The following is a 26,442-nucleotide window of genomic DNA, read 5'->3' as shown; positions in this document are numbered from 1 at the left end:
GCTCACTTGGACAGGTGGGTCAGGTACTGCTCCAGGGTGCTGGAGTAGTGGTCGGCGTACCACTGGGTGTTGAGGAAGATCTGCTTCTTCATGTTGGCTTCGGAGGCGCAGTTGATCTCCCGCTGTTCGGCGCTCATCAACTGTTGCGTGGCGGCGTTGGACGGGCCGTTGCCCAGGGCTTCGAACAGCTTCAGCTGCCCGGCGGGCTGCAAGGCGTGCTGGATGAACTGCATGGCCGGCGCGGCGCCTGCCGGGTTGTCCTTGAGCACGCCCCAGCTGCTGGCGTTGAGGAAGGCATTGTCGAAGCCCCACTTGATGCGGCCCTCGCTGTCCTCATGGAGCAGGGTGGCGCGGGTGTGCCAGATGGCGCCCATGGAGGCTTCGCCTTCGATCATCAACTGCTGGCTTTCGGCGCCCGAGCCCCAGAATGAAAGGACGTGGGGCTTGAGTTCATCGATCTTGCGCAAGGCCCGAGGCACGTCCAGCGGGTACAGCTGGTCAGCGGCCACGCCGTCGGCCAGCAGCGCAGCCTCGAGCATGCCGTTCATCCACTTGTAGAGGGTGCGCTTGCCGGGGAATTTCTCGACGTTCCAGAAATCCGCCCAATCCTTGGGGCCGTTGTTGCCGTATTTCTGACTGTCCCAGGCGATCACGTAGCTGAACAGGTAACCGGCGACGCCGTGTTCGTGGGACAGCTCCGGGGCCACCAGATCCCGTTGCACCACGCTGTAGTCCAGGGGCTGGAGGACCTTGTCGCGGCCCAGGGTCATGGCGCTGTAGCTGTCCACGTCCACCACGTCCCAGCTCGGCCGGCCACTGGCCAGCTGCGAACGGATCGCCCCTTCGGTGGGGCCGGCGCCGTCGATGCGCACCGGGATGCCGGTGCTCTGGGTGAAGCTGTCGGTCCAGGCACTGCGGAAGGCGTTGAGCGCATCGCCGCCCCAGTTGACCACCACCAGGGGTTTGTCCGCCGCCCAGCTGATGCCACTGCGCAGCGCCAGGGGCACTGCGGCCAGCAGCCCCATGGCCTGGATGAAAGTGCGGCGGCTGACCTGCCCGCCACGGGCTTTTTCGATAAGGATTTCGATGCAGTCGCGTTGATGGTGCTGGCTCATGGGGCAAGTCCTCGCGAGGCCGACGTGCAAGGCGCCGGCCGATATTGTTATTGGCTTTCTACGAAAACGATCGACAGAGAGCGTGGCCGGTTCAGGCTTCCAGCAGGAAGCTGTGGCGCACCGGCCAGCTCAGCCACACCGGGGTGCCACTGGGCAAGCGGGCGCCGGGATGATCGCCGGGCACCGAAAGGTTCACCGGCGCCAGTTCCGGGCTGATATTCAGCGCCAGGTGGGTGCTGGAGCCCTGGTACACCCGGTCACCGAGGCAGGCGGGCAGCACGTTGTGCTCGCCCGCTTGCGGTCGCTCGGTGTGCAGCGTCATGTGTTCCGGACGCACCGCCAGCAACTGCGGCTGGCTGCTGATTTCCCCGTTTGTGGTGGCGTGCAGCGGGCTGTCGCCAAAGCGCCCGCTGGCCTGGCTGCCGTTGCGGGAGAGGCCCTGCAGCGGAAACAGGTTCATCTTGCCGAGGAACTCGGCGACGAAGCGGTTTTTCGGCCGGTCGTAGATGGCTTCCGGGGTGTCGATCTGCGCCAGCCGTCCCTGGTTGAAGATGGCGATCCGGGTCGACAGGGCCAGGGCTTCGCCCTGGTCGTGGGTGACGAAGACGAAGCTGGTGCCGACCTGGCGGTGGATGCGCTGCAGCTCGGTCTGCAGTTGTTCGCGCAGGTTCTTGTCCAGGGCCGACAGCGGCTCGTCCAGCAGCAACATGTCCGGTTCGAATACCAGAGCCCGGGCGATGGCCACCCGTTGCTGCTGGCCGCCGGACAGCTCGGAAGGTTTCTTGTGCAGGTGAGCTCCCAGGCCCACCACTTCGAGGATGTGCTTGACCCGGCGCTGGCGCTCCTCGGCCTTCACCCCACGAATGCGCAGCGGGTAGGCGACGTTGTCGGCCACGCTCATGTGCGGGAACAGGGCGTAGCCCTGGAACACCATGCCGTAGTTGCGTTTCTCTGCCGGGCGCCGGCTGATGTCGATGCCACGCTCCAGCAGCTTGCCGGCGCTGGGGGTGAGAAAGCCCGCGAGGATCATCAACAACGTGGTCTTGCCTGAGCCGGAAGGGCCCAGCAGGGTGAGGAATTCGCCTTGGCGAACGTCCAGATCGATGCCGTCCAGGGCAGTGAAGTTGCCGTAATACTGGCTGATTCCTTGGGCGCTGAGTTGAGTCGAGGGGCTGCTGGACACTACAGAGATCTCCCGGAAACCCACCTGCACGATTGAGTTTTTATTGTGTGTGCAGCAGGTGGTGGACTCATTATTGTGAAAAGCAACGCCACATCAATGGAATAATTTTTGCCTCATTGGTGAGTGAAATTTCCCAGTCGTTGCCCCCTTCAAGGGTCGATCAGCGGGTTGTCACTGATGCTTTGGGCACTGATCTGCAGCTGGTTTTTCAGCCAGTCGCTGAACGCCTGGACCGCCGGCCGCTCGGCCTTGGCCGGATCGATCACCAGGAAATAACCGCGCAGGGCGCTGATGCTGATATCGAACGGGCGCACCAGCAGCCCCCGGGCCAGGGCGTCGCCGCTGAGCAGGTTGTCGCCGATGGCCACGCCCTGGGCGGCGATGCAGGCGGACTGCGCGCAATGGGCGTCGGAGAAGGTAATGCCACGGTCAGGGTTGACCTGGCTGGCACCGGCGGCCGCCAGCCAGACCCGCCAGTCGCTGGTGTCGCTCATGTGGATCAACGGGAAGTCCTTGAGGTCCAGCGGGCTCTTCAGGCCGCCGATGGCATGGATCAGGCGCGGGCTGCAGACCGGTGAAAAGCGCAGGGTGACGATCTGCTCCACCAGCAGCCCCGGCCAGTCGCCGATGCCATAGGCGATGAACAGGTCGGCCTCGGCGTCGCTGGTGTCGTCCTGGGCCCGAGGGCTGACCACCTGCAACTGCACCTGGGGGTATTGGCGCAGGAAGCCGTTGATGTGATTGCACAGCCAGAAACTGGCGAACCCCGGGTTGCAGCTGATGCGCAATTTGCCCGACACCGCCAGGCCGTCGAAGCGCCGTCCGGCGTCCTGGATATCCGCCAGGATGCGCCGCACTTCCCGGGCATAGCACTCGCCCTGGTAGGTCAGGCCGATGCCGCGTCCCACCCGTTCGGTGAGGGCAAAACCCAGGCTCTGTTCGAGGCTGATGATCTGGTGGCTGATGGCGCTGCGGGTCAGGCTCAACTGCTGGGCGGCAGCGGTCACGCTACCGAGCCGGGCCACGGCGTCGAGGGCGCGCAGGGCAGTGATCGAGGGATAGCGCATGCAAACTCCGGGTCAAGGAAACCTGTCTTCGAAGGGAACCGGCCGGTGCCAGGATGCTGCCCAGGCAGGACCCCGAGAGGGGCTGGCCGCGTCGCAGTATGGGCCGTGGCGGCACCGAACTGGTCAATTTTCTTTGACATTGCTGGCGAAAAAATTCGATTGATGTCATCACCGCTTCACCAATACTGGACCTCGATCCGGGCTGCAACCGACCGGACCATCCCTATAACAACAAGAGGTCCTGCAGGTCTTGCGCGGGCGCCGAGGCGTCCTGGCAGCGGCCGGCCGGAACCTGGATAACCAGGAGTGCCGCGGATGTCCCGCTACAAAGAATTCGCTCTCGATTGGGTTGAACGCCACCGCCAGCAACTGTCGGACTGGCACCAGATCATCTGGCATTACGCCGAGCCGGCGTTCCGTGAATACAAGTCCTGCGCCTGGTATGTCGAGCTGCTGGAGGCCGAGGGTTTCATCGTCGAGCGCGGCAGTGGCGGCATGCCCACGGCCTTCTGCGCCACCTTTACCCAAGGCCAGGGACCGCTGCTGGCCACCTATGGCGAGTACGATGCGGTGCCCGGCAACTGCCAGGCGGCCACCACTCGCAAACAGCCCCGGGACGGCCTGTCGCGTTTCGCCCCGGGGCACACCGATCCGCACTCGGCCCTGGGCATCAGCGCCCTCGGTGGGGCCCTGGCGGCCAAGGCGACCATGGTGGAATTCGGCTTGCAGGGCAGCATCAGGTTCTTCGGCGAGCCGGCGGAAAAGCTCCGCGCCTCCAAGCCGGTCCACGCCGCCAAGGGTTATTACGACGACCTCGACGCCGCCATCAGCTTTCACCCCACCTACATGTTGCCGCTGAACAACACCACCACCTGGGACACCCACTGCGGCATCGCCTACGCCTACATCTACAGCTTCACCTGCGAAGACCCGCAGAACTGGATCGCTGCCGATCGCTACAGCCCCATTCCGCAGAATCACTTGGCGGCCCGGGCTCCGGGGGCCAACGATGCCCTGGTGCATTTCTATACCCTCAACGAAAGCCTGCGCCGCTCGACCCTGCCGTTCACCGGCCTGTGGAGCTACAACGAGGCGATCCTCACCGCCGGCCAGGCCACCGCCGACAACCTGCCGCCGCACCTGTCGCAGATCCAGTACCTGCTGCGTTGCGACTCCATCGAACAGGCTGAAACCATCTCCCAAGTGATGGACAACAACGCCGCTGCCGCGGCCATGGCCACCGGTTGTCGCTGGAAAAAGACCTGGGTCTGCAAGTCCCGGGGCGGCCTGCCCAACCACGTCATGGCCCAGGCCACCTACGACAACCTGGCGGCGGTGGGCGCCCCGCAGTGGGACGAAGAAGCCCGAGAAATCGCCCGCGAGATCCAGCGCAACCTCGGTCTGGAAGCCATGGAACGACCCTTCCTGCCGGCCACCGAAGCCTTGATCGAGCCCCAGGAATGCGAGCGCCAGATGCGTCTGCAGATGCCGGCCTGGCAGAACTACCTGACCTCCGACGACTACCCGGAATACACCTGGCACTGCCCGACCGTGCGCCTGCTGGTGGCCCGACCGATGCTCAGCGCGCCGTCGGGGACGGTCTATCCGGACTGGGTGTCCAACGCCCTGGGGGGCATCCGCCAGACCATCGATCCGATGATCGAGGTCGCCGCCAAGACCATTGCCGCGACTCTGGTGGACCTGCTCACCGACGAGGCGTTGCTCAGCGCGGCCAAGGCCGAGTTCATCGAGCGCACCGGTGGCGGCATCGGCGGCAGTCGCTGGCAGGCGCCGCTGCTGCCCAAGGACTTCCAGGTACCCCACGACTTCCGCTGGCCGGAATACATCAGCACGGCCCGAGGCGAAGAGTGGTGGATTCCGGCGCGGGCCGATGAGTAGGAGCCGGTATCAGGCCCTTGCCTGAGGTCGTTGCAAGGCACCTGAGCGAAGGTCGTTATGCCCGTTCGCTCAGGTGTTTATGCACAACGGATGGGTTGCCAGGGTCGGGAACTGTCGGATTTGTGGAGCCGTTCTCATCTTTATGCAACTGGCTGTTTTTTCGGGCTTTTATTTTGTGAGCAAAAAATGACCAGCCTGTGAAGGGGCTCCAGCGCCATGCATTACAAGGCTTTGTCAGGATTCCATCAACAGACTTATCCACAGGTCGCGACAGCCTGTCGCAGAAACGCACAGCCTGCTCATCAAGCCAATGGCGCACGGCTGCCGGGAGGCTCGACCGAGCACGCTGTGGTTAGGCCCCTGCGTTGGGTCCGGGCCGGAACCTAGTCGGCCTTTGTGGCCGGGATGGACATTTCATGACGAAACAGGTTGTTGGGGTCAATTGAGGCCTTCAGGTTGCAAAGTGTGTTGATGAGTTGTGTGTTCCAGCCGTAGTACAAGTTCAACCAGTTGGGGTCTACAGCGCCCGCATCGGTGTACTTCATGTCGACATCGGGGTAGTTGATATAGCAGCCATCGTAGGCGGGTCTTTTCGGCTTGCCGCCGTGCACGGCATTGAAGATGTTGCGAATCCAGGCTAGTTGCACCGAGTCATCGGCAGCATGGGTCCAGTACGTCTGGTATTGGGTTTTAAGCAGTGAGCTTCTTTGAGGAACGGCGGTGGTTCCCATGCCCTTTTTATTGATCGCCCCGCCGTAGGAGTCGATCTGTACCAGGGACTGGCTGAAGCGCTTGTCTGGCGTAGCTTCGGTCAGGTGGGTCAGCAACGCGTTGCAGGCCTGCTCGGAGAATTGTTCGACCTGATAATCAGACTTGTATTTGCCCCGCTGATTGTTGCCCGAGCCGTTGATCATTTGAGTGACGTATAGCCAATCCATCGCGGTGTGTTCAGCCACCGCCCCTCTGAACTTCCTGCCGGCAAGCGGGTGCCTGAGCGGTGCAATGTTGGGTGCGATGAAACCGTCATGGAGGGTCGGCGTAATGCCCGCCGCGGCATTCATCTTGCTGATGAAGTCGTTGAGCGGTATATCGTTTGCGCCGCCGACCAGGCCATTAGGACCGGTGTATTGGATCGCCAGCACCACATGGTCGGAGGTATCCACATGGTTCAGTTTCAGCAGGGTGAACAATCCGCCGTTGCCTACGCCTTCCACCGGGCTGGTCGCGTTGGCGTCGTTATCCGAGAACCATTGCCAATAGGCTCGCAGGAAGTTCGAGAAGTTGGGAATCAGCTCTTTCCACGGGTAGGCCAGGGGAATCCAGTAGGCTTTTTGCGGGGCTTGGGGGAGTTGGTCGAAGTAGTAGCCGATGATGATGCCGAAGTTGCCACCGCCGGCCCCGCAACAGGCGGTAAACAATGCCTTGTCTTCGTTTGATGGACTGTCTGCGCGAACATGCCGGAACTTCAGTTGCCGCGAGTTTTCCACAGGCACAAGCATGTCGACGCCGGTTACCCAGTCCACGGTCAAGCCCTGAAGGCGCGATAACAAACCGTAACCGCCGCCGCTGATGTGCCCGCCCAAACCGACCGAATAGCATGAGCCGCCAGGAATGGTGCGCCCGGCCTGCTTGTACAGCGACAGGTAACCGTCCCAGTTCTGATTGCCGGTCAATGCCATGAATCGATACTGCTTGTTCTGGCTGTCCCAGGGAGACGTGATGGATTGGCTTTCGTCGTACTTCAGGCCTTTCATTTCACCGATGTCGATAATTGCCAGGCTTTCTGTCTCGCCGCTCAACTTGTTGGAAACAAAACCCTCGTAGCAGTGGCCGCCACTGCGCACTGTGATGCGATAGCCATCACGCAGTGCTGTATTGGCTGCCGCCAGAACTTCATCGGGTGTTGTACATACATAAATCCGCTGTGCGCCCTGTTCGATACTGGGCGGCCAGCGCAAGTTGAACCCCTTTTGCAGGGTTTCGTAGGTGTGTGACTGAGGGTCTATGACGTTCATGGTTAACTCCCTGTATGTGTGGGTGGACTTGGCGACTTCCTGTCGAAAAATGACCGCTTTAGTTGCGCCAGAGCTGTGGCTTGAGTGCTGCACATGTCCAGCTCGCCTTAGAGACTAGTAGGCGTAATGAGCTTGGTTTTTTTCTTTCGTGAAGTTGAGGGGCATCCCCCGGCGTGATCGGCGACTTTCAATGGGGTGCGGGTTTCCCATGGGGTGTCCGATGTCCGTTAGTGAGGTCACTGGCCGCAGTGGTTATGCACAACGGGCCTGGGTCGGCGCAGGCGGTTACCGGCGCTCTGCCAGCAGCAGCAGATTGCGCGGGGTCAAGGGGGCTTCGCAGAAGGTTCCAAGGCGCACGGCATAGCCCTGCTCTTGCAGGAACAGCCCGCGATCCAGCACCAGCCACAATTCCAGGGGGCGGCGGAACAGGCCCCGCAGCAGTTCCAGGTTGCGCACCTGGGCCAGGCGCTGCCAGCCGGCGACTTCCAGCGCGGCCCAATCCTGGCAATCGACTGTGGATAAGTCCTTGAGGGCGGCGAGGTCGCGGCAGTAGTCGGCGAAGGGTTTGTCCAGCCAGTGGCTGGGCAGGGAGGGTGTCGGCAGGTATTCGTCGAGGCCACGCACTTGCCGTTGCAGCAGGTCGAATGCCAGGCGCCGGGCCATGGAAGTGTCGCGCTGGCGCCGGACTCGGGCGCCGGCAGTGACGGTTTCGCTCATGGGCAGGGCCAGGTCTTCCAGGGACAGTTCCAGGCCTGATGCCAGCGCGGCTGTGGATAAGCCCTGGTAGCGGCTGGCGCGGGTGCGGTTGTAGCAGCAGGGGGCAATGGCCAGCTGTGGACAACCCTGCTGGCTGGCCAGCTGGATCAAGCGCACATGCAGATCGCCGCACGCGTGCAGGGCCACCGGGCTGTGCTCGGCGCGCAGGTGCTGGGCCGTGTCATCGGCCAGCACGTCCTGTTGCCGATGGCGGGCGGGCAAACCGTGGTGCCGGCTCAGTTGCTCGCCACTCTCGATCAGCGCCGGGTCGTATTCCAGGCAAGTCAGTTGCTGCTCGGGTTGCAGCAGGCGCCTGCCGAGGTGGCCCTTGCCGGAGCACCAGTCGAGCCAGTGAGTCGGCGTGCGGTCGAATTGCAGGCAGGTGGCGAAGGCTTCGATCTGCTGCCATTTGCGCCCGGGCACGTCGACCTTGAGGCGTTGGTTTGGCGCGGGCAGTGCCTTTATGGGGAGTGCGCCCACCGCGCCGAGTGCTCGGGCCTGTTCCGCCAGTTGGGCAAAGGGCGCCGGTGCCTGGAGTTGCTCCGGGTGGTTGTGGGCCGCTTCGGCGTCTTCCAGGGAGCGCTGGCGCAACCACTGGGCCAGTTCGGGATGAGCGGTTTCCCACGGCAGTTGCAGATGGTTGAACGGACGCGGGCGCCAGAGCATCTGGTGTTCAAGCAGGAAGCCGTCCAGGGCCTGGAAACGATCGAGCAGCGCGGGGCCTTGGAGGATCGAGGGCATGGGCGGTGGGTCCGGGCAGGCCCGCTCCCGCGCGGGAGCGGGGGAAGGTCAGCGTCCCTGGCAGGCGTCGACCCGCAGCCAGCGTTCCAGCAGCTTGAAGCCGCGTACCAGAACGTAGGCCATCACCAGGTAGAACAGCCCGGCGGCGAAGAAGATCTCCACCGGTAGGTAGGTGCGGGCAATGATGGTGCGTGCCATGCCGGTCAGTTCCAGCAGGGTCACGGTGCTGGCCAGGGCACTGGCCTTGAGCATCAGGATCACTTCGTTGCTGTAGGCCGGCAGGCCGATCCGCGCAGCGCGCGGCAGGATGATGTAGAACAAAGCCTTGGGTCGGGACATGCCCAGGGCCCGCGCAGCCTCGATTTCACCCGGCGGGATGGCCTGGATCGCACCGCGCAGGATCTCGGCGATGTAGGCCGCGGTGTGCAGGGTCATGGTCACGGTGGCGCACCAGAACGGATCGCGCAGGTAGGGCCACAGAGCGCTTTCACGCACCGCATCGAACTGTGCCAGCCCGTAGTACACCAAAAACAGCTGCACCAGCAGCGGCGTGCCGCGGAAGAAGAAAATGTAGGCGTAGGGCAGGGCGCGCACGTACCACAGCCGTGATGAGCGGGCGATGCCCAGGGGGATCGCCAGCAACAGGCCGGCGATGACCGCAATGGCCACCAGCTCCAGGGTCAGGGTTGCGCCCTGAGCCAGTTTCGGCAGCCATTTGATGATCACTTCCCAGTTCATTGGGCGCTCCTTGCGAAGCCGCGAGCGGCGCGTTTTTCCAGGAAGTGCATGCCGGTCATGGCCAGTACGGTCAGGCCCAGGTACATGAAGGCGGCCACCATGTAGAAGGTGAACGGCTGCTTGGAAACGGTCACTGCAATCTGCGAGTGACGCATGATTTCTTCCAGGCCGATCACCGACACCAGGGCGGTGTCCTTCATCAGGATCATGAACAGGTTGCCCAGGCCCGGCAGGGCGATGCGCCACATCTGCGGCATGATCAGCCGGGTGAAGATCCGCCATTTCGACAGGCCCAGGGCCATGCCAGCCTCGCGGTGACCCTTGGGAATGGCCAGGATCGCGCCGCGGAACACTTCGGTGGCGTAGGCGCCGAAGCACAGGCCAAGGGCGATCACCCCGGCGGCGAAGGCGTTGAGTTCAAGTTCGGGGTTGCCGAAGAACTCGCCCAGGGCCCGCATCAGGTTGACCGTGCCGAAGTAGATGAGCAGGACCCAGAGCAGCTCGGGAACGCCGCGCACCAGGGTCGAATAAGCGCCGCCAAGCCATTGCAGCGGCTTGTACGGAGAAGTCTTGGCCAAGGCGCCGAGCAGACCGAGCACCAGTCCCAGGCATAACGCCGAGAGGGCCAGCTTGACGGTCATCAGCGCGCCGGCGGCGAGCGCCGGGCCGAATCCGTAGAGATCGATATTCATGGGGTCTGGATGGCTTTGCTAAGGACCGGCGCCCAGGGGGCGAGCGCCGGTCAGGCAAGTCAGTATCAATAGATGCTGAACGGGAAGTACTTGTCGTTGATCTTCTTGTAAGTGCCGTCGGCCACGATTTCCTTCAGGGCGGCGTTCAGCTTCTCGCGCAGAGGATCTTTCTTGCGTACGGCAATGCCGATCTTGTCGCTTTCTTCAACCGGATCGCCTTTGAACTCGTAAGGCTTGCCGGCTTCGCTCTTGAGCCACTCGTAGTTGACGTATTTGTCGGCCAGGATCGCGTCCAGGCGGCCAGACGTCAGGTCCAGGTAGGCGTTTTCCTGGGTGTCGTAGAGCTTGATGGTGATGTCGTCGCCCAGTTGGTCTTCCAGCCAGGTGCCGGCCAGGGTCGCCCGTTGCGCGCCGATGATCTTGCCTTTGAGCGAGGCTTTGTCGGTCTTGAACTCGGTCTTGGCCTTGGGCGCAATGAACTGCAGCTTGTTGGAGTAGTACGGGTCGGTGAAGTCCACCGCTTGCTTGCGCTCGTCGGTGATCGACAGCGAGGAGATCAGGAAGTCGAACTTCTTCGCGTTCAGGGCCGGGATGATGCCGTCCCAGTCGGAAGTGACCACGGTGCATTCGACTTTCATCTTGGCGCACAGGGCGTCGCCGATGTCCTTGTCGAAGCCGACCACTTGGCCGCTGGCATCCTTGTTGTTGAACGGTGGGTAGGCGGCCTCGATGCCCATTTTCAGGGTTTCGGCGGCAGCGCTGGCGCTGAAAGCCAGAGTGACGGCAGCGGCCAGGAGGATCTTCTTATAGCTCTGCATGCGTGTAGCTCCGTTAGCGGTTGCTGGACATGAATTGTTTGCAGCGTGCCGAAAGCGGGTTCTCGAAGACCTGCTGTGGCGATCCCTGCTCTTCGATCAGGCCCTGGTGAAGGAACACCACTTCACTGGAGACCTGGCGGGCAAAGCTCATTTCATGGGTGACCAGCAGCATGGTACGGCCTTCGTCGGCCAGGGCGCGGATCACATTGAGGACTTCCTGGACCATTTCCGGGTCCAGGGCCGAGGTCGGCTCGTCGAACAGGATGACTTTGGGTTGCATCGCCAGGGTGCGGGCGATGGCGGCGCGTTGCTGCTGGCCGCCGGACAGTTGGGCCGGGTAGGCGTGGCGCTTGTCGGCGATGCCGACCTTGGCCAGCAGCGCCTCGGCCACTTCGATGGCCTCGGCCTTGCTCTGGCCCAGCACCCGGCGCGGAGCCTCGATGATGTTGTCGAGGACGCTCATGTGCGGCCAGAGATTGAAATTCTGGAAGACGAAACCGATTTCGCTGCGCAGTCGGTTGATCTGCTTGCCGTCGGCGGCCACCAGCTCGCCGTTTTTCGCGGCCTTGAGCTTGAGCTCTTCGCCGGCCACCAGGATCTGGCCCTGGTGCGGGTTTTCCAGCAGGTTGATGCAACGCAGGAAAGTGGACTTGCCGGAGCCGGAGGAACCCAGGATCGATATCACGTCACCGTCGCGTGCGGTCAGCGAGATACCTTTGAGTACCTCCTGAGAGCCGTAGCGTTTGTGCAAGTTGCGGATTTCAAGCGCGGGCGTGGCCTCAGCCATGTGCGGTCCTCATAGAGTTCATTGTGCTCCTGCTGTTGGCGGCCTTCCTGGCGAGGCGCCAAGCTAGCATAGGGTTCGAATCGCAGCCAACAGCGCTACCGGAGGTAAACAGACGGCGTGTGGCAGGTTGTCGCATCAGCACAGAAGACTGTCGCCCCATCAACAACCGAACGCCCGTTTGAACCCAGAAACCGCCTGAAATCCGGTAGGTGTCGCGTAAAAAAAGGCGCGATGGTGCCAGCTTTGGCCGGGTGTTGGAAGGGTTAACGGGCCAAAGGTCACGGATCTGCTTGCTAATTGTGCATCAGGCACTTTGGGGGTGTGTTTCTGGTGCATTGTTTCGTCCTACAAAGTGAGTCACCCGGTAACGAAATGGCGAAATGCCATTGTTCTCAATGACTTGGGATTTCCATCGGTCGGCTCGCCAACCCCTATTGCCCGGGACTCTGTAACATTTTGGCGCAATTCTTGCGTACGAAATAAAGAACGCCCTGTTGAATTCTTTTTACGAGAACGAATGCAGACCGGGTGGAGTTACTCTTTTTTCGTTGCAAAGGTGCTTTTCATGAGCGGTACGCAACTCTCCAATGACCTCGAGCAGGGGCTCAAACCACGGCATGTGACCATGCTGTCGATCGCCGGCGTTATCGGCGCGGGTCTCTTCGTCGGCTCCGGCCACGCCATCGCCGAGGCCGGTCCGGCCGTGCTGCTGGCTTATGCCGCCGCCGGTACCCTGGTGGTACTGGTGATGCGCATGCTGGCGGAAATGGCCGTCGCCTCGCCGGATACCGGGTCGTTCTCGACCTACGCCGATCGCGCCATTGGCCACTGGGCCGGTTTCACCATCGGTTGGCTGTACTGGTGGTTCTGGGTGCTGGTGATCCCGCTGGAAGCCAACGCCGCTGCAACCATCCTGCATGCCTGGTTCCCCAACGTGGCGATCTGGGTCTTTACCCTGGTGATTACCCTGCTGCTGACCGCCACCAACCTGTTCAGCGTGAAGAACTATGGCGAATTCGAGTTCTGGTTTGCCCTGATCAAGGTCGTGGCCATCATCGGCTTCGTGATCCTCGGCCTGGCGGCCATTTGCGGCTTGCTGCCCAACAGCCAGGTCAGCGGCGTCTCGCATCTGGTGGACACCCAGGGCTTCATGCCCAACGGCATGGGCGCGGTGCTGGCCGCCATGCTGACCACCATGTTCTCCTTCATGGGCACCGAGATCGTCACCATCGCTGCGGCGGAATCCCATAACCCGGGCAAACAGATCTCCAAGGCCACCAACTCGGTGATCTGGCGGATTGGTCTGTTCTATCTGGTGTCGATCTTCATCGTTGTGGCCCTGGTGCCGTGGAACGACCCAAGCCTGGCCCAGGTCGGCTCCTACCAGACCGTGCTCGATCGCATGGGCATCCCCAACGCCAAGCTGATCGTTGATCTGGTGGTGCTGGTGGCGGTGACCAGTTGCCTGAACTCGGCGCTCTACACCGCCTCGCGCATGCTCTTCTCCCTGGGCAAGCGGGGCGATGCTCCAGCGGTCGCCAAGCGCACCAATGCCAGTGGCACGCCTTACTGGGCGGTGATCCTGTCCACTGCAGCAGCCTTCCTTGCGGTGTTCGCCAACTATGTAGCTCCGGCTGCGGTGTTCGAGTTCCTGCTGGCCAGTTCCGGCGCCATCGCCTTGCTGGTGTACCTGGTGATTGCCGTATCGCAACTGCGCATGCGCCAGAAGCGCATGGCCGCCGGCGAGAAAATCGCCTTCCGCATGTGGCTGTTCCCTGGCCTGACCTACGCGGTGATCGTGTTCATCGTCGCGATCCTGGGCATCATGCTGTTCCAGGAAGAGCATCGGGTGGAGATCCTCGCCACCGGCCTGCTGAGTGTCATCGTCATCGCTGCGGGCCTGTTGGTGGCCCGTCGGCGCAAGGCCGAGCGCAATGGTGCCCTGGCGCTGAGCTGACGGTTTGCTCCACTGCTTGTAAAAAAGGCCGCGCTCAGAGATGACCGCGGCCTTTTTCATGTCCGAATGCAATTTGGCGTGTCTGTTTGTGGCGGGCTGATGCTCAGTCGCGGTCTGGCGACGGGGCGCTTTACGCTTGCAAGTTGCCTACTGATAATCCACCGCTCGGTCAGCTTGGGATGCAGCGATGAAGGACTTGGACATGGATTTTGCCGAGTGGGAAATGCTCGACCTTGAGTGGCATCAGGGGTTCGCTTTCGTGGAGGGCGCGCTGTTGGTGGAAGAGCGCGCCCGGGACGTCTACCTCATGCTGCAGCTTGAAGGGCGGACGCCGGCTGAGCAGGCTTCTCAGGCCGCGGCCGAGCAGTTCCCGGTTTCCCTCCTGGTAGAGGGCGAATCGCTCTGGCGCCATCGTGTTCATCGGCACCTGCTGCGTGATGCGCGGGCCGACTATTATGGCTTGCCCCGCTACTTCGCCCGTTATGGCTACCACCCGTTGCAGACGTTGCCGATGCGTGTGTGCCGCGGGTTGCGGAGCCTGGGCCATGACCATTGGTGCGATCAGCAGCGTGCCTACTTTTGTCACGACTACGGGTTGGCGGTGATCGAGGGCGCGCAGCCTGAGCGCCTGGCACTGTTGCACCCGGTGCCGGAGAACTGGCCTTCATCCGCGGTGCTGTTCAGTGACGGGGCCAAGATCTTCCTGGGCGCACGGGCGATCGCCAGCGCCGAGGACCGGGTGCGTGGCAGCAACCATCCGGCTTATCAGGTGATCAACGATCAGGTCTGTCGGGGCGGTGTGCCGTTGCACCAGAAGGACGGCTCGCCGTTACCGATAGCCAATCCGCAGGGCTTTCAGATGCTGGCCCAGCGCTGGGGCACCGACGGGTATTCGGTGATCGTCCAGGCGCAGCAGGGCTCAAGCATTGCCTACGAGTATTTCTACCGCATCGACAACGTCGATCTGGCCACCTTCAGTGTGCTCAACGAGCGCTACGCCAAGGACGCACAGCGGGCCTACTTCCTGACCGGAAAAACCCTGCGCTATGTCGGCGACTTTCGCCTGCTGAATCGCGTTCAGTCCGTGTTCGATGCTGCCGGCCGAGTCTTGAGCCGCAGTGAAACTCCGGACCCGTACGTGGCCGTGGATGACCAGTTCGTCTACTGCAATGGCACCCGCCTGCGTGGAGCCCACGCCCCGAGTTTTCGTCACCTGGGATTCCATTACTACGCCGACGAGCATCGCGCCTACCTGTTCAACAAGCCGCTGGATGTGGATGTGCAGAGCTTTGTGGTAACCCAGCTGGAGCGCGGTGAACACCACCACTCGCCGGTGCTGGTGGGCGACAAGCACGGCCCTCTCGGTTCGGGTGGGGTGATCGATGACGGGATGCTGCAGGAGTGGGCCGCGTTCTTCGAGGCTCACCCGCAGTTGCAGGGCTACTGGTGGCACCGTCTGCAGGAGCCCAGCGTGTCAGCGTCGACAACGCCAGCCCTGCGCGCCATCGGCTTGGGGTTTGAGCTGGGGCACCAGGTGCACTTTCATGGTCGCGCTATCAATGGTCTGGATGCCGGCAGTTTCAAGCTGCTGGACACACACCTGTGCGGTGATGCCAACGGCTTGTACCTGATCCCCTTTCATCGTGCCGAGACCCAGGTGCCGGAGCGATTTTCTTCAGCCTCCGTCGACCAGTACCGTGCCCTGGGCGGGCCTTACCTGGCCGATGGCCGGACGGTTTTTTGCCACAGGATCTTTTACCAGGCGCCTGAGCCGCTGGGTAAGGCGGATCTGGCCAGCTTCGAGTCCTGCGGGCATGGCTGGGCCAGGGATAAGGGCGCGGTGTACTACTACAGCGAAAGAAAAAGGAACCTCGACCCGGCCCACACGCGCTTCATGGGCAGCTACGCCTTCAGCGCGACGCAGATGTTTTCTGCCGGCAAGGCGCTGGAGGTGGAGTTCAGCCCGGAAGAAGTGAGGGTTCCTCATCCGGATTTCTTGCAGTTGGGCACGCGCAAGCTGTTCTGTGGCCGGCGCCCGGTGAGTGCCAAGCGCATCGACCTGGCCAGCCTGGAGTTTGTCGCGGACCGCTATGCTCGGGATAAGCAGCGTTTTTACCAGTACGACGGCTACGCGACTCTCAGCGAAATCAGTGCCGAGCAGTATTACCAGGCAACGACGAAGGCCCCGGCCGGGGATGCTGAAAATTTGGCTGTTTGAGCGGCAAAAAGATGGCTGTCAGCATTGACGGTGGCCTTTTTTGTCGGAACTGTGACTTGTTACATGGCGTTTCATGGACAGCCCGCTGGCGAAATAGTAGCCTGCGCGCTCTTCGATAAGAGCTCTTGCGTGCCAGCGTGAGAGGAGCTAAGGAATAGCGCTGTATTGCAAGGGACTGAATGCTTGTCGGGGCTCTGAATCCGTCTTCGCCTCTCTCCCTTGATCCGTGCGCACTAGCCCTGGTTCCTGATTGTCCGCGCCTGCCTGCGGCATGCCCGACAGTCCCGGCTCGAAGAACGAGCATTCAGGGTTCAATGGTGATCGCCCGGCCATTGGTCTCTCAAAAAAGGGCGGCAAGGAGACGCGCATGGCGTTCACTAAAATTATCTTCAAAAACCCGAACACCGGCGCCATGAAAGTAGCGCCAGTCGGCTTCTCATGGACCGTGCTCCTTTTCGGCTTCATTCCGGCCTTGTTCCGTTCCGACTGGAAATGGGCTGCCATCATGTTCGCCGTGGGCTTCTTCACCTTTGGCTTCAGCAACTTTGTGTTCTGCTTCATCTACAACAAGATGCACGTTCGCGATCTGATCGGTGAAGGCTACAAGGCTCAATCCATTGCCAGCGGCGACCTGGGCTTCGCCAGTGCCAACGTCGGCATGGAAATCCCTCGGCTGGAAGCTGCCTGAGCATCACGCCAGGCTGTTTAGCTGAAACGGAAAAGGGCGCATTCATTGCTGAATGCGCCCTTTTTCATGCCCGGATGAAACTCAGCCTTCGGCGCTGAACAGTGCCTGGGATGCGGCCATGTAGTCGGCCTGGAAGGCCTCGGACTCGATCCAGGCCAGGGCCGTGGCCTCGTCGGCCTCGGTGGACCAGTTGCGGTACTCCATCAGCGCCGCAAGGATGAAGTCCGTGGCGCCCTGTTCGCCTTCCTGCTCATAGACCAGCTCCAGCAGCGGGTCCGAGAGGAAGACCGTGCACAGCGCCTGCTGGCTGGTTTTTTCGGCATCGCGCATTTTCACGAACAGTTCGGTCAGGTCCACCGATTCGAAGTCGATGCGGCTGTCGTTGGGGTCCAGTTCCAGCTCAGAGGTCGGTGCAGTGCGCTTGGCGCGGTTTTGCTTGGCCTTGGTTTTCGCCCGCTGGGCCCTTTTGTGTTGCTTGTTCGCAGATGCCATGGGCGTCTTACCTTGATGCTTGGAGGTGTGTCGCGTGGGTCGCCAGACAGCGGCGACCTTTCAGGCGGCCAAGGATGCCAGTAAATGCCGGCCGGGGCATCTGCCACCGGGCGAGAAGGGTGGTTCAGGCGCGTGGGATTACTCGTCCCGGGCTGCGGCTGTCGAGTTCGCCGTGACGCAGCCAGCCCAGGATGATGGGCCAGAGCCGCGTGTCGAAACGGCTGTGGAAGAAGGCGAAATGGCCGACCGCGGTTTCGCCGATTTCCTGCGGGGCGATGCGCAAGTGAGTGCGTGGACTGTTGTTGAAGTAAGCCAGCAGGCGTTCGATGGCCGGCACGGTGCCGAAGGGATCGTCGCTGAGGCTGATGGCGAGGATCGCTGCCGTGACTTGGGCGAAGGGCTGGCCGTTGCGCTCTCCAGCGAGCCTGCGGCCACTGGGGCGGCCTTCGTAGCGCGTGTGTGGGGTGCACCAGTCGCTGACCACGCCGGCGGGGGTGTCCTCCATCCAGCCCAGGCGCTTGCCGGGAAAGTAGCCGTAGAGACAGGTCAGCAGGGGCATCAGCACGTGCCATTTGCCCAGCATGCGCCAGCGCAGCCTGGGTTCGTAGTCGCGCCAGTAGGCGAACTGTGCGCCCATGGTGGCCACGCGGCGGATCACCCCGGCAGAGGCCGCCAGGCCCACGGCGCAACCGCCGAAGCTGTGGCCCACGACATCGATCGGCTGCCCGGGAAACTCGCGCTGGGCTCGTTGCAGCATGGCTTCGAAGTCCAGCGCAGCCCAATCCGACCAGGACGCCTTGAAGCCCTTGAGGGAGCCCGTGCGCGACTCGCCGATGCCGCGGTAGTCGTAAGTCATCACGTCGAAGCCGTTGGCGAACAGGTAGTCGGCGAAACGGAAGTAATAACGGCAGCGCACCGAGGTCGCGGCGTTGATGATCACCACCGGTCGCGCTGGATCGGCTTGCGGGTGGCGCCAGGCACAGCCACCGATCAGGTAACCGTCCGCCGCCGGTTCGTTGAAGGTTTCGCTGGGGCCAGGTGTCGGCCCGGCAATGGCGGGTTGTGCGGCAGGCAGGTCGGGCGAGGACAGCAGGGACATGGACGGTTGTTCCTTGGCGGCTGCAATGTGCCGGAGCGGCATTCGGCGTCAGCGATATTTTTTTGTGTGCCCATTAATACCCGGCCGATCCACGGCGCGGCAACTGCCAGCGCGTCCAACAGCCGGGTGGCGCCGGCATCTTTACTCTCGCTGCGGCCCGTGAGAATAATCCGGGCCCCTGACCCCGATGGAGTGTTGAGCATGGAAGTGAAAAATCAGATGAGCCCGGAACAATGCCAGGGCATGGAAGACATCCGCCGGGAAATCGATGCCCTGGATCGAGCGGTCATTGCGCTGCTGGGTGCACGTTTCAAGTACGTGCTGGCAGCGTCGAAGTTCAAGACCTCGGCGGCCACGGTGCGGGCCGAGGAGCGCTTCAAGGCGATGCTCGCCACCCGCCGCGAGTGGGCAGAGGCCGAAGGCCTGAGCGCAGATGCCATCGAGAAGCTGTACAGCGATCTGGTGCAGCACTTTATCGCCGAGGAGATGAAGCATTGGCAGGCGGCGCAGGCGCCTGCCTGAGGCTGATTGCCGGCGCTCAGTGTTGATCGGGTTCTGCTGCTGATGGCGGCCCGTTCCCTGGATCAGCATCGGCGCGGGTATGCTGGCGGCCTTTTTTCGAGGGATCAGGGATGACAATGATGCAATTTCGCTCATGGACAGGGTTGGCGCTGGCGGTGCTATTGGCCGCGACCGGGCAGGTGCAGGCGAGCGAGCCTTCCTCGGTGTATCTGCGTTGCAGCATGACGCCCGAGCACTACGCCCAAGCCATGGCCGCGCCGCCACGCCCGGCGATCGCCTACAACGATTGGCAGAAGTGGTTCGACAGCAAGGACATGTACGGCTCGGCCCGGGTCGATGCCGAGTCGCTGGAGGATTCTGGTGCGAAGAGCCTGCAGGAAGTGGCGCAGATGTGGGCGGGGGCGGGCGGCACCTCTCACTACGACCCGCAGACAGGGCGTTGGCAGTTTGTCTTGCTGCAGTTCACTGAAAACTATGGCGAGATGATCCAGTTGCTGGCGCCGCTGCGCAGCGTCGCCCCTTACTGCCAGCCCGGCTCCGACAGTTTTCTGCTGATCTACTCCTACATCTGGGGCGATGGCGACAACGCCTACCTGACCCTCAACAAGCAGCGCAGCCGATTTGCCGTCAAACCCACCAAGGCACAACGTGCCGAGGCCGATGCGGCGCTCAAGGTGTTGATGGATGCCGCTTCGGGGTGAAGCGGTTGCGTCGCTCCGGTTCACGGCATTTCTACATGGACAGGGTCATCATGTTCAGCGTCTTGCAATGAGCCTGAAGGGTGATCCGACCATGAGCTTGAGTGTTCTCTGCGCGCTGGCGGCGGCCGCCTTGTTCGGCGCCAGCACACCACTGGCCAAACTGCTGGGGCTGAATGTTCCGCCAATGCTCCTGGCTGGGCTGCTGTATCTGGGCAGTGGTGTGGGCCTGGCAATTGTTCGTTGCGTTCGCGATCGGGGTTGGCAGCCGGCGGGGCTGACGGCGCGCGAGTGGCCCTGGCTGCTGGGAGCGATCCTGTTTGGCGGTGTGCTGGCGCCGGTCGCGCTGATGTTCGGCCTGACGCGGACCGCGGGCGCCAGCGCTTCGTTGCTGCTCAACCTGGAGTCGGTACTCACCGCGGTGCTGGCGTGGCTGGTGTTCAAGGAGAACGCCGATCGGCGGATCGTCATCGGCATGCTCGCGATCGTGTTGGGTGGAGTCGTCCTGTCGTGGCCGCAGCAGCACGCCGGTACTGATGACTGGCTGGGACCGCTGGCCGTGGCCTTCGCCTGCCTGTGCTGGGCCATCGATAACAACCTGACCCGCAAGGTCTCGGCCTCCGACGTGCTGTTCATCGCCGGCAGCAAGGGGTTGGTGGCGGGTGTGGTCAATACCGGCCTGGCCGTGCTCATTGGCGCGCAACTGCCTGCCGTTGCCACACTGGGGTCGATACTCGTGGTGGGTTTTTTGGGCTACGGCGTCAGCCTGGTGTTGTTCGTCCTGGCCTTGCGTGGGCTGGGCAGTGCGCGCACCGGAGCCTACTTCTCCACGGCGCCTTTCCTTGGCGCAGCGCTCTCGATTCTGATCCTCGGCGAGTCGGTTTCCCTGTGGTTTCTGCTGGCTGCGGCACTGATGGCCATCGGCGTGTGGATTCACTTGATGGAACACCACGTTCACGAGCATCAGCACGAGCCTCTCGCGCACAACCATCGCCATAGGCATGACGAGCACCACCAGCATGAACACGGCTTTGAGTGGGACGGCTCGGAGCCCCACAGCCATCCCCACGAACACGCACCGATCCGGCATAGCCATGCGCACTTCCCTGATGTTCATCATCGGCACAAGCACTGAGTGGGCGGGTTGCTTTCAGTCACCAGGTGAGGGCTTGCGCTGATCAGCGCATACGCGCCCTTCACAAACTGATGAACAGCCTGTCCTGCATGACCGCGCAAACGGCTGATGCCAGCGACCTGTTCCAGATCGCCGACATCGCCGCGCTGTTGCTCGGTGATGGCGTGGCTCTGCTCGATGTGGCACAGGGGCTGGCGATGGAGCGGGCGGATAAGGCCTTCTGATTGGCGCGGGCGCTGCGCCAGCGCGCCCAGGATCAGTTTGATTCTGGGCGCCCTTGGAGAGCCCGAGAGAGTGTCATGGCGCCTCAAGCGGTGCCGGTATGAACCCTTGCTCTCGAAGCGCCTTGATCATTCCTCTGATGAGGTAGCTGTTGGAGAAACCGATGGTGTATTGCCGGGCGTTGGCGCTGATGGGCAATAGCATGCCCTGGTCCACCAGTTTCTTTATTTGATAGGTCCTTTGTCCGGCAGTCAGCTTGGGCAGTACCTGAGCGATGTCGTTCGACTTAACAACGCCTGACTTGATCGCTGTGGTCAGTACCGTTTCTTCCGCTGCAGTGATCCATTGTCGATCCCGAGCAAAGGTAATGGCAGGAGCCAGGATGTGCCGGGTCAGGTAGCGGTAGTCGGTGAGGCGATTGACCTTTTCCAGGTCGTCCCTAATGCCCTCTAGAACGTAAGTGCACCAGGTCTCCAGCCCGGCCTTGGTTCCTTGGTCCGCGGTGGCGAGCATGGCGTAGTAACGTTCCCGATCATTGAAGAAAACAGCGGTAGGGTTGAGTACACGGCCACCCGTATCGACGTTGAAGCCATATTTCATCAGCTGTGCATAAGTCAGGAGGCGCACCACGCGGCCATTGCCGTTGCCAAATGGGTGAATCCAACCAAACCGGTGATGGGTCAAGGCCACTTTCATCAGGTCGTATTTGGGGAGGTCCTCCCGATTGACGAACTCCACCAGCTCTTGCATGTAGCTGGGTACCATCAGGGCATCAGGAGGTAGGTGGGCGGCCTGAGCGATCTGTACTTCGCCCTGGCGATACGCTCCAGGCGTCTTATCGCCTTCTCGCTCCAGGTCCTGGACGGTCATCGCGTGCAGCTCTCTGATGGTGAGCTCGGTGATTGGTGTTCCCGGGCCAATGGTTTGCTCGATGTAATCCATGGCTTTTTCGATGTTCGCCACTTCGCGTAACGGGTCGGAGTCCTGGGCTGTGCCTTCCACCTTGCTCTCGATGTAGTCGGCAAGCGTTGTGTGGTTGCCCTCGATGCGCGCCGAACCCAGGCTTTCCAGGATGTGGAAGATCGTTTTCAGCTGATAGAAGACCGCAGGAGGCGTATCGCCTTCCAATCGCAAGCGCCGAAGGTGCTCAAGCTCGCTCAGCACGTCCACCAGAGGGGAGTCGAAGGATGGGTTTAGCAGCTCAAGATCGTGATGGAAGAATGCAGGCATTGTGCAAACATCTCGAAAGCCGAAAAAATTATCTATGATTTTTTTGCCATAGGCCCTGTTCTATAGGGGTTCTGCTCGAATATCAAAAGATGATTATCTCAAAATGGTACTTCGCTTAAGTGAACGCTTGAGAAAAAGCGAGGCGTGATGCGCTGTGTGGGTGGCGTGATGGTCGCGCAGCGGCTTGGTTGTGCAGGAAAGAAGGCCGGGGTGTCGAGCAGGGGGAAGGGAAGGGCTGAATGACAGGCAACAAAAAACCCGCACTAGGCGGGTTTTCTGGTTGCTTTCACGTGATGTAAACACCACCTGAAAGCTGAAGGTGGTGCCCAGAGACGGAATCGAACCGCCGACACGGGGATTTTCAATCCCCTGCTCTACCGACTGAGCTATCTGGGCAACGGGGCGCATTAAACGGGTTTTTCAGGGGGGCGTCAAGCAAGTTTTGAAAAAAATGTTTAATTATTACCGTCGCTTACGTTCCACCCCCGATTTTCAGCGGGTTTACTCAGCCGGTGGCACGTAGCCGTCGGCCTTGGCGTATTCCTCGCCGGAGAAAAATTTGTCCATCTCGCCCTGCAGATATTTGCGATCTTCGGCATTCATCATGTTCAGGCGCTTTTCGTTGATCAGCAGGGTCTGGTGTTTCTGCCAGTCAGCCCAGGCCTTGGCCGAAACGTGTTCGAAAATATCCTGGCCTTTGGCGCCCGGGTACGGGGGGCGTTCCAGGCCTGGTAGTTCTTCCTGGTATTTGCGGCACATTACGGTGCGGCACATTACGGTGCGGGTCATGACGACTCTCCTGCATTCAAGACTTCGGCCGCGCGTTTGAGCAGTGTCTTCACCGGGGCGGCAAGGCCCAGGCGCGGCGGGGTGGCGAGGTTATACCAGAGCCAGTCGGCCTCGGCGACGTGCAGCGCCGACTCTTCGACCCGGACCAGCCAGGGCTCGATGGCCAATTGGAAGTGGCTAAAGGTGTGCACCAGGCCGGGCATTTGCTGTTGCTGACCCAGTTCCAGGGAGTGCTGCAGGGCCAGGTGCTGGATGTCTTGCAGGTCGTCCAGCTCCGGCAGGCTCCAGAGGCCGCCCCAGAGCCCGCTGGAGGGGCGTCGGTAGAGCAGGATGGCGCCTTCGCGGTTAGCCAGCAACGGCATCAGGGTGCGCTTCTGCGGCACCTCCTTGCGCGGCTTGGGAATCGGGTAGCGGGTTTCCAGGCCGAGCATGTGGGCTTCGCAGCCGCGCTCCAGAGGGCACAACAGGCAGCTGGGCTTGCTCCGGGTACAGAGGGTCGCCCCCAGGTCCATCATCGCCTGGGTGTAGTGGTTGACCCGGCTGTGGGGCGTGAAGCGTTCTGCGGCGGCCCACAGCTGCTTGGCCACCTTGGGTTCCCCCGGGTAGCCCTCCTGGGCGGTGAAGCGGGCCAGCACCCGCTTGACGTTGCCGTCGAGAATCGGTGCCCGCAGGCCCATGCTGATGCTGGCGATGGCGCCGGCGGTGGACAGGCCGATGCCCGGCAACTCGGTGAGTTGCTCCACGTCCCGGGGAAACTCGCCGCCGTATTCGGCCATGACGATCTTCGCGGTCTTTTGCAGGTTGCGCGCCCGGGTGTAGTAGCCCAGGCCGGTCCACAGGTGCAGCACTTCGTCTTCCGGGGCCTCGGCCAGGGCCTGCACCGTGGGTAGTGAGGTCATGAAGCGGTCGAAGTAGTTGAGCACGGTGCTGACCTGGGTCTGTTGCAGCATGATCTCCGAGACCCACACCCGATACGGGTTGATGTCCTGCTGCCAGGGCAGGTCGTGGCGACCATGGCGGTCGTACCAGTCCAGCACCGCCGGTGCAAAGGCCTCGGCTCTCATCGCTTGAACAACCCCTTGAGTGCGTTCTTCAGTTCCGGGCTGACCTTGTCACCGAGTTTCTCGTCGATCTTCTGCTGCAGCCGGTCACCGGCCAGCTTGGCGGCAACCTGGCCCAGGCCGTCCTTGTCCAAGCGGCAGGCCTTGGCCCCCAGCTCCAGCGGGCCCCGGCAGCGCAGCGGCAGTTCAACACCAGTAAAGCGTTCGCCGACCTGGCAGGCCGGGTCCGGATTGTCGCTGAGGTCGCCCTCGACGACGATGCCGACCCGGTAGTCCATGCCCAGCACCCGCAGGTCGATATCACCATTGCCGTTGACGGTCATGCCGGGGATGCGCACTTTCAGGTCCGGGTTGCTGGCCACGCCGTTGCGAAACGTCAGGTTGCCCTTGAGCTCCTGGAACGGTGTGTCCTTGCCCCGTGGCGTGCTGCTGAGGTTCTTGCGGTTGAGCACCGCGATGCCTTGGCAAAGCTGCTGTTCGATGTTGGCGTTGAGCAGCACGCCGTTGTTGATCACGAAGCTGGCAGTACCGTTGAGGCTATCGATCAGCGCTTTCTGGCTGTTGCCGCTGCCACTGAGGTTGCTGTTAAGAGTCACCAGGCCTTTGACCGGAGGATTCTGGCCCTGGCTTTCCAGGATGCGTTCCACCGGTACGCGGTTGATCTTGGTCTGCAGGCTCAACTGCGGTGTGCTCTGGCGCACATCGAGATTGCCGCTGGCTTCGAAACTGCCGTTGTACAGCTCGCCCCGCAGGCTGGAAAGCTTGAGCAGGCCGCCCTGGCCGCTGGCCTTGAGCGCGGCGTTCTGGATCGGCAGCTTGTCCAGGGTCAACTGGCCAAAACTCAGGTCGGCATCGACGTCGAGTTTGCTCAGGCGCTCCACTGGCAGCAGCTTGTCGGTGCTCCAGGCGCCCTTGGTCGGGGCGTTGGGCAGCGGCGTGGTGCCGGCGCCGGCCATGGCGTCGGCTTCGCTGCTTTGCACCTCAGCCTTGCGTGCTGTGGCGGCACTGTTGGCTGCGGCGGATTTGGGCGGCAGGTAGCGGTCGACATTGAAGGTGTCGCCCTTGAGCTGAGCGCGCAGGGATTGCTTGTCGAAGTCCTCGATGGCCAGGCGGCCACTGAAGGCGCTGTCGTCGAGCTTCAGGTTCAGGTCTTCCAGGGCCAGGCTGCTGGGCGTGCCTTGCAGGCGGCTGACCAGCTCGACCTTGCTCAGGCTGCCTTCGGCCATGGCCGGCAGGGTCTGGCCGATGCTGTCGACGAATTTCGCCAGGTCGAACTGGGCAATGGAAATCCCGCCGCTGATCTGCGGGGTCTTGTCCAGGTCATTGACCTTGAGTTCGCCCAGGGCGCGCAGCTGGTTGAGGGAGACTTTCAGGCCGGTCCACTGGCCGACGTTGGCGGCCTTGTCCAGCAACAGCTGGCCCTGGGCAGCGAAGGTCAGGGTCTTGCCTTGCAGCGGGTCACCGGTAGCTTCGCCGGACAGGCGCATGTCTTCGAACTGGTAGCGCTGCAGGGCGCGGTCGAAGCGCAGCTCGCCATTGAGTTCGGTGCGCACGCGCACGGCGGGCTGGGTGCTGGCGAGGAAGGCGGTGAGCTTGACCGGGGTGTTGCTGGCTTCGTGGATCGGCCCGGTGCTCAGTTGGATGCTTTCGGCGGTGAACTGCTTGCCTGTCTGCTCATCGTTGTACTCAACCCGGGCGTTGTTCACGGTCAGGCTGTCGATGTCCAGGCGGATCGGTTGCGAGGGCTTGTCTGCGCCGACGCTTGGCTGGCCCGCTTCGCCGGTGCTGGTGGCCGGGGTTGCGGCCTGCTTGTCGGTAGGAGCGGTCTTGCCGATGTCCTGCCAGTTGCCGTGGCCATCCTTGTCGCGGTTCAGGCGCAGGTTGAGGCCTTCGACCCGCACATCGCTCATCTGCACTTCACGGCGCAGCAGCGGTAATACCCGGACCGACAGACCAAGCATCTGCAGGTCGGCGAAAGGTTGGGTCGGGTTGGCCAGGGTGGCCACGCCGGCGTCGTGCAGTTCCAGTCCGAGCCAGGGGAACAGGCTCCAGCCGATGTCGCCATTGAGCGTCAGCTCGATGTGGGCCTTGTCGCGGGCAATCTGGCGAATCTCTTCTTTGTAGTCGTTGGGATCAAACAGGTGGGTCAAGGCGAAGCCGAGAGCCACGATGATCAGCAACAGCCCGAGAATTACCAGACCCAGGATTTTGCCGAACGCTTTCATGGGCGAGTCCTTGTATGTCGAATTCAAAATTTAGCGAGGGAGTATAACGCTCTGAACCTGACGACTGGTCACCCATTGCAGTTAGAGGTTTTTTCGTCGTGGCGGCCATTTTTTTTGCCAGTGGCCTGGCCTGCGGGCGAAGCAGTTGCGGGAAAAAAGGTAATGTCAGTTTGGTTTTTTAGTTTGTCGCAAATGGTAACCTCTCGCGGTTCGTTCGCCCTTGTGCGACTTAATGTCGCGTCTGCCCAAATGGAGCTTTACTCAATAAAACGACCGCGCCCGCGTGCCAAGGTCG

General features: G+C 62.1%; 23 protein-coding genes and 1 tRNA gene. 8 read left to right on the top strand and 16 right to left on the bottom strand.

All coding sequences use genetic code 11. The features are described 5' to 3' along the window. Window positions 1-2: 2 nt before the first annotated feature. The 3 genes from FW796_RS15770 to FW796_RS15760 form a co-directional block, all read right to left on the bottom strand. Entirely contained in the window at window positions 3-1,115 is a 1,113-nt protein-coding gene (locus FW796_RS15770) for an ABC transporter substrate-binding protein (RefSeq protein WP_346634166.1), read from the bottom strand. Window positions 1,116-1,206: 91 nt separating this feature from the next. Beyond that, complete coding sequence (locus FW796_RS15765) at window positions 1,207-2,298, bottom strand: ABC transporter ATP-binding protein (RefSeq protein WP_346634167.1); 1,092 nt, start codon at window positions 2,296-2,298, stop codon at window positions 1,207-1,209. 149 nt (window positions 2,299-2,447) lie between these two features. Beyond that, window positions 2,448-3,365, bottom strand: coding sequence for a LysR substrate-binding domain-containing protein (locus FW796_RS15760; protein ID WP_346634168.1), 918 nt, complete (start codon window positions 3,363-3,365; stop codon window positions 2,448-2,450). Window positions 3,366-3,680: 315 nt separating this feature from the next. Here FW796_RS15760 and FW796_RS15755 point away from each other — a divergent pair, with 315 nt between their 5' ends. Further along, window positions 3,681-5,264, top strand: coding sequence for an amidohydrolase (locus FW796_RS15755; RefSeq protein WP_404938066.1), 1,584 nt, complete (start codon window positions 3,681-3,683; stop codon window positions 5,262-5,264). A gap of 383 nt (window positions 5,265-5,647) precedes the next feature. Here the strand turns inward: FW796_RS15755 and FW796_RS15750 are convergent, their stop codons facing one another. From FW796_RS15750 to FW796_RS15725, 6 genes are all read right to left on the bottom strand, one after another. Next, window positions 5,648-7,279 carry a BBE domain-containing protein gene (locus tag FW796_RS15750; protein WP_346634170.1) on the bottom strand — a complete coding sequence of 544 codons (1,632 nt, stop codon included), beginning with the start codon at window positions 7,277-7,279 and terminating at the stop codon, window positions 5,648-5,650. A gap of 285 nt (window positions 7,280-7,564) precedes the next feature. Next, window positions 7,565-8,776 (bottom strand): methyltransferase, encoded by a 1,212-nt coding sequence (locus FW796_RS15745; RefSeq protein ID WP_346634171.1) that lies wholly within the window; start codon window positions 8,774-8,776, stop codon window positions 7,565-7,567. Between the two features lie 48 nt (window positions 8,777-8,824). Continuing rightward, window positions 8,825-9,514, bottom strand: a complete 690-nt coding sequence (locus FW796_RS15740) for an ABC transporter permease (protein ID WP_170002027.1) — start codon at window positions 9,512-9,514, stop codon at window positions 8,825-8,827. Then, window positions 9,511-10,206, bottom strand: a complete 696-nt coding sequence (locus tag FW796_RS15735; protein WP_233321811.1) for an ABC transporter permease — start codon at window positions 10,204-10,206, stop codon at window positions 9,511-9,513. Before FW796_RS15735 ends, FW796_RS15740 begins: the two co-directional genes overlap by 4 nt. Before the next feature lie 65 nt (window positions 10,207-10,271). After that, window positions 10,272-11,024 carry an ABC transporter substrate-binding protein gene (locus tag FW796_RS15730; RefSeq protein ID WP_233321810.1) on the bottom strand — a complete coding sequence of 251 codons (753 nt, stop codon included), beginning with the start codon at window positions 11,022-11,024 and terminating at the stop codon, window positions 10,272-10,274. Window positions 11,025-11,037: 13 nt separating this feature from the next. Beyond that, window positions 11,038-11,811 carry an ABC transporter ATP-binding protein gene (locus tag FW796_RS15725; RefSeq protein WP_346634172.1) on the bottom strand — a complete coding sequence of 258 codons (774 nt, stop codon included), beginning with the start codon at window positions 11,809-11,811 and terminating at the stop codon, window positions 11,038-11,040. 565 nt (window positions 11,812-12,376) lie between these two features. Between FW796_RS15725 and gabP the strand changes: the two genes are divergently transcribed. The 3 genes from gabP to FW796_RS15710 all read left to right on the top strand — a co-directional run bounded on the left by gabP (window position 12,377) and on the right by FW796_RS15710 (window position 16,674). Beyond that, a complete protein-coding gene (gene gabP / locus FW796_RS15720) occupies window positions 12,377-13,768 on the top strand; it encodes a GABA permease (protein ID WP_346634173.1) in 1,392 nt (463 codons plus the stop codon). Window positions 13,769-13,955: 187 nt separating this feature from the next. Further along, window positions 13,956-15,986, top strand: a complete 2,031-nt coding sequence (locus FW796_RS15715) for a DKNYY domain-containing protein (RefSeq protein WP_446439545.1) — start codon at window positions 13,956-13,958, stop codon at window positions 15,984-15,986. Window positions 15,987-16,236: 250 nt separating this feature from the next. After that, window positions 16,237-16,674, top strand: a complete 438-nt coding sequence (locus tag FW796_RS15710) for a hypothetical protein (protein ID WP_430962727.1) — start codon at window positions 16,237-16,239, stop codon at window positions 16,672-16,674. An 81-nt stretch (window positions 16,675-16,755) separates the two neighbouring features. Here FW796_RS15710 and FW796_RS15705 read toward each other — a convergent pair whose 3' ends face one another. Together FW796_RS15705 and FW796_RS15700 are read right to left on the bottom strand one after the other, a co-directional pair. After that, entirely contained in the window at window positions 16,756-17,166 is a 411-nt protein-coding gene (locus FW796_RS15705) for a hypothetical protein (protein ID WP_346634175.1), read from the bottom strand. Between the two features lie 124 nt (window positions 17,167-17,290). Further along, window positions 17,291-18,265, bottom strand: a complete 975-nt coding sequence (locus tag FW796_RS15700) for an alpha/beta hydrolase family protein (RefSeq protein WP_404938069.1) — start codon at window positions 18,263-18,265, stop codon at window positions 17,291-17,293. Window positions 18,266-18,466: 201 nt separating this feature from the next. Here FW796_RS15700 and FW796_RS15695 point away from each other — a divergent pair, with 201 nt between their 5' ends. The 4 genes from FW796_RS15695 to FW796_RS15680 all read left to right on the top strand — a co-directional run bounded on the left by FW796_RS15695 (window position 18,467) and on the right by FW796_RS15680 (window position 20,844). Then, window positions 18,467-18,787, top strand: coding sequence for an isochorismate lyase (locus FW796_RS15695; RefSeq protein ID WP_346634177.1), 321 nt, complete (start codon window positions 18,467-18,469; stop codon window positions 18,785-18,787). A gap of 110 nt (window positions 18,788-18,897) precedes the next feature. Next, window positions 18,898-19,488 (top strand): hypothetical protein, encoded by a 591-nt coding sequence (locus FW796_RS15690; protein ID WP_446439544.1) that lies wholly within the window; start codon window positions 18,898-18,900, stop codon window positions 19,486-19,488. Window positions 19,489-19,579: 91 nt separating this feature from the next. Then, the gene (locus tag FW796_RS15685; protein WP_446439543.1) at window positions 19,580-20,620 is read left to right on the top strand and encodes a DMT family transporter; all 1,041 of its coding nucleotides are present in this window, start codon (window positions 19,580-19,582) and stop codon (window positions 20,618-20,620) included. A gap of 71 nt (window positions 20,621-20,691) precedes the next feature. Beyond that, window positions 20,692-20,844 carry a hypothetical protein gene (locus tag FW796_RS15680; protein WP_446439542.1) on the top strand — a complete coding sequence of 51 codons (153 nt, stop codon included), beginning with the start codon at window positions 20,692-20,694 and terminating at the stop codon, window positions 20,842-20,844. Window positions 20,845-20,917: 73 nt separating this feature from the next. Here FW796_RS15680 and FW796_RS15675 read toward each other — a convergent pair whose 3' ends face one another. The 5 genes from FW796_RS15675 to FW796_RS15655 all read right to left on the bottom strand — a co-directional run bounded on the left by FW796_RS15675 (window position 20,918) and on the right by FW796_RS15655 (window position 26,147). Beyond that, complete coding sequence (locus tag FW796_RS15675) at window positions 20,918-22,072, bottom strand: Fic family protein (protein WP_446439541.1); 1,155 nt, start codon at window positions 22,070-22,072, stop codon at window positions 20,918-20,920. A gap of 320 nt (window positions 22,073-22,392) precedes the next feature. Then, window positions 22,393-22,468 (bottom strand) — tRNA-Phe (locus FW796_RS15670). A gap of 105 nt (window positions 22,469-22,573) precedes the next feature. Then, the gene (locus FW796_RS15665; RefSeq protein ID WP_446439600.1) at window positions 22,574-22,846 is read right to left on the bottom strand and encodes an oxidative damage protection protein; all 273 of its coding nucleotides are present in this window, start codon (window positions 22,844-22,846) and stop codon (window positions 22,574-22,576) included. A gap of 11 nt (window positions 22,847-22,857) precedes the next feature. Continuing rightward, window positions 22,858-23,925 carry an A/G-specific adenine glycosylase gene (gene mutY / locus FW796_RS15660; protein WP_446439540.1) on the bottom strand — a complete coding sequence of 356 codons (1,068 nt, stop codon included), beginning with the start codon at window positions 23,923-23,925 and terminating at the stop codon, window positions 22,858-22,860. Continuing rightward, window positions 23,922-26,147: an AsmA family protein gene (locus FW796_RS15655; protein WP_346634183.1), complete on the bottom strand. Its 2,226-nt coding sequence runs from the start codon at window positions 26,145-26,147 to the stop codon at window positions 23,922-23,924. Before FW796_RS15655 ends, mutY begins: the two co-directional genes overlap by 4 nt. Between the last annotated feature and the right edge of the window lie 295 nt (window positions 26,148-26,442).

Source organism: Pseudomonas sp. 910_21, assembly GCF_052850735.1.
Note: the sequence above shows the minus strand (reverse complement) of the source record. Positions and strands in the feature narration are given on the sequence as shown.

What these genes read in the sequence shown, in the direction of transcription:
- FW796_RS15740 (WP_170002027.1), bottom strand. Translation starts at nt 9,514, where the DNA reads ATGAACTGGGAAGTGATCATCAAATGGCTGCCGAAACTGGCTCAGGGC.
- FW796_RS15715 (WP_446439545.1), top strand. Translation starts at nt 13,956, where the DNA reads ATGAAGGACTTGGACATGGATTTTGCCGAGTGGGAAATGCTCGACCTT.
- mutY (WP_446439540.1), bottom strand. Translation starts at nt 23,925, where the DNA reads ATGAGAGCCGAGGCCTTTGCACCGGCGGTGCTGGACTGGTACGACCGC.
- FW796_RS15680 (WP_446439542.1), top strand. Translation starts at nt 20,692, where the DNA reads ATGAACAGCCTGTCCTGCATGACCGCGCAAACGGCTGATGCCAGCGAC.
- FW796_RS15745 (WP_346634171.1), bottom strand. Translation starts at nt 8,776, where the DNA reads ATGCCCTCGATCCTCCAAGGCCCCGCGCTGCTCGATCGTTTCCAGGCC.
- FW796_RS15730 (WP_233321810.1), bottom strand. Translation starts at nt 11,024, where the DNA reads ATGCAGAGCTATAAGAAGATCCTCCTGGCCGCTGCCGTCACTCTGGCT.
- FW796_RS15755 (WP_404938066.1), top strand. Translation starts at nt 3,681, where the DNA reads ATGTCCCGCTACAAAGAATTCGCTCTCGATTGGGTTGAACGCCACCGC.
- FW796_RS15695 (WP_346634177.1), top strand. Translation starts at nt 18,467, where the DNA reads ATGGAAGTGAAAAATCAGATGAGCCCGGAACAATGCCAGGGCATGGAA.
- FW796_RS15725 (WP_346634172.1), bottom strand. Translation starts at nt 11,811, where the DNA reads ATGGCTGAGGCCACGCCCGCGCTTGAAATCCGCAACTTGCACAAACGC.
- FW796_RS15705 (WP_346634175.1), bottom strand. Translation starts at nt 17,166, where the DNA reads ATGGCATCTGCGAACAAGCAACACAAAAGGGCCCAGCGGGCGAAAACC.
- FW796_RS15685 (WP_446439543.1), top strand. Translation starts at nt 19,580, where the DNA reads ATGAGCTTGAGTGTTCTCTGCGCGCTGGCGGCGGCCGCCTTGTTCGGC.
- FW796_RS15665 (WP_446439600.1), bottom strand. Translation starts at nt 22,846, where the DNA reads ATGTGCCGCACCGTAATGTGCCGCAAATACCAGGAAGAACTACCAGGC.
- FW796_RS15655 (WP_346634183.1), bottom strand. Translation starts at nt 26,147, where the DNA reads ATGAAAGCGTTCGGCAAAATCCTGGGTCTGGTAATTCTCGGGCTGTTG.
- gabP (WP_346634173.1), top strand. Translation starts at nt 12,377, where the DNA reads ATGAGCGGTACGCAACTCTCCAATGACCTCGAGCAGGGGCTCAAACCA.
- FW796_RS15700 (WP_404938069.1), bottom strand. Translation starts at nt 18,265, where the DNA reads ATGTCCCTGCTGTCCTCGCCCGACCTGCCTGCCGCACAACCCGCCATT.
- FW796_RS15760 (WP_346634168.1), bottom strand. Translation starts at nt 3,365, where the DNA reads ATGCGCTATCCCTCGATCACTGCCCTGCGCGCCCTCGACGCCGTGGCC.
- FW796_RS15750 (WP_346634170.1), bottom strand. Translation starts at nt 7,279, where the DNA reads ATGAACGTCATAGACCCTCAGTCACACACCTACGAAACCCTGCAAAAG.
- FW796_RS15735 (WP_233321811.1), bottom strand. Translation starts at nt 10,206, where the DNA reads ATGAATATCGATCTCTACGGATTCGGCCCGGCGCTCGCCGCCGGCGCG.
- FW796_RS15690 (WP_446439544.1), top strand. Translation starts at nt 18,898, where the DNA reads ATGACAATGATGCAATTTCGCTCATGGACAGGGTTGGCGCTGGCGGTG.
- FW796_RS15675 (WP_446439541.1), bottom strand. Translation starts at nt 22,072, where the DNA reads ATGCCTGCATTCTTCCATCACGATCTTGAGCTGCTAAACCCATCCTTC.
- FW796_RS15770 (WP_346634166.1), bottom strand. Translation starts at nt 1,115, where the DNA reads ATGAGCCAGCACCATCAACGCGACTGCATCGAAATCCTTATCGAAAAA.